This is a genomic window from Modestobacter sp. KNN46-3 (assembly GCF_011039295.1).
Window position 1 is genome coordinate 1 of the sequence record NZ_JAAKGN010000321.1, and the last position, 1,523, is coordinate 1,523.

1 protein-coding gene and 1 tRNA gene are annotated in these 1,523 nt (G+C 73.3%); both read right to left on the reverse strand.

The window, feature by feature from the left end:
• Window positions 1-319 precede the first annotated feature (319 nt).
• Window positions 320-396: transfer RNA gene (locus G5C62_RS26975), tRNA-Pro, on the reverse strand.
• 88 nt (window positions 397-484) lie between these two features.
• Entirely contained in the window at window positions 485-1,390 is a 906-nt protein-coding gene (locus tag G5C62_RS26980) for a metallophosphoesterase (protein WP_052091039.1), read from the reverse strand.
• Between the last annotated feature and the right edge of the window lie 133 nt (window positions 1,391-1,523).

Here is a 1,523-nt window from a genome sequence, read left to right on the forward strand (position 1 = left end):
GACAACGACGGCGACGAGTTCGGCATCTGGATGACCCAGCCCTTCGCCGGCGGACCGGACGTCGTCGCCCTGCCCGAGGTGGGCCCGGCCTGCCCCGCCGGCCTGGAGCTCGGGCACACGGTCACCGGGTCATCTTCCCCCTGCGCCGACGGCCGCCCCCGCAGCGGGCGCCCTGCCGGCGGCCGGCCGCTCGACGCCGCCATCGCGGACGGAGTACTCCGATGCGTCCTCCGGGCCAGCAGGCGCGCACCCGCGCCGGGAGAGGGGCCGGGCCCCGGAACGCACTCAGGGACCGCCGGATCGGCGGTCCCTGAGTGACTGGTCGGGGTGACAGGATTTGAACCTGCGGCCTCGTCGTCCCGAACGACGCGCGCTACCAAGCTGCGCCACACCCCGCGGTGCGTCGACAACTGTAACCGACGCACTCGTCGGCGCTGCGACCCCCCGGGGCTCCCCTGCAGAGCAGGGGCAGGCGAGGGTCCTCCTACCGTGCGGTGAGGGTCAGCAGCGTCGCCTCCGGGGGGCAGGCGAACCGCACGGGCGCGTACGGACTGGTGCCCAGCCCGGCCGAGACGTGCAGCCAGGTGCCGTTCGGGGCTGCACCGGAGGGCTCTGCCCACCGGTGCAGCCAGCGCACGTGCTCGCGGTCGATGCCGCAGTTGGTGACCAGGGCGCCGTAGAAGGGCACCCGCAGCTGCCCGCCGTGCGTGTGCCCGCACAGCAGCAGGTCGTACCCGTCGGCGGTGAACCGGTCGAGCACCCGCGGCTCGGGGGAGTGCACCAGCCCGATCCGCACGTCGGCCGTGGGGTCGGCCGGGCCGGCGACGTCGTCGTAGCGGTCCAGCTTGAGGTGCGGGTCGTCGACGCCGGCCAGGGCGATCCGGACGCCGCGCACGGTCAGCGTGCCGGTGTGGTTGGTGAGGTCCAGCCAGCCTCGCGCGGTCATCCCGTCGCGGAGCTCGCGCCACGGGAGCTCGTCACCGTGCACCCGCTTGTGCTCGGTCTTGAAGTACTTGAGCGGGTTCTTCGGCCGGGGTGCGTAGTAGTCGTTGCTCGCCAGCACGAAGGCGCCGGGGAGCTCCATCAGCGGCTCCAGTGCCCGCAGCGTCGCCGGGACGGCGTCCATCCCGGCCAGGTTGTCGCCGGTGGTGATGACGACGTCCGGGTGCAGGGCGGCGAGCCCGGCGACCCAGGCCTGCTTGCTGTGCTGGCCGGCGGTCATGTGCAGGTCCGACAGCTGCAGGACGGTGAGCGGCCGGGAACCCGGCGGCAGCACCGGGACGTCGAAGCGCCGCAGGGTCCAGTGGGTGCGCTCGACGAGGCCGGCGTAGGCGACGGTGGCGGCGCCGGTGGCCAGCAGGGCGGCAGGGACGGCGGTGGTCGCGCGCATGCGTTGAGCCTAGATGACCTATTCCAAGGGGTAGGCGCCTTCGATGGCGTTCCCGGGGGAACGTTGGCAAGCCGTGCGTCTTGACCGCGTTCCCGCGGGAACGTCTGGTGAGTGGGCTCGGCGTGGTGTGACC

Coding starts and splice junctions, on each gene's coding strand:
- G5C62_RS26980 (WP_052091039.1), bottom strand. CDS start 1,390: ATGCGCGCGACCACCGCCGTCCCTGCCGCCCTGCTGGCCACCGGCGCC.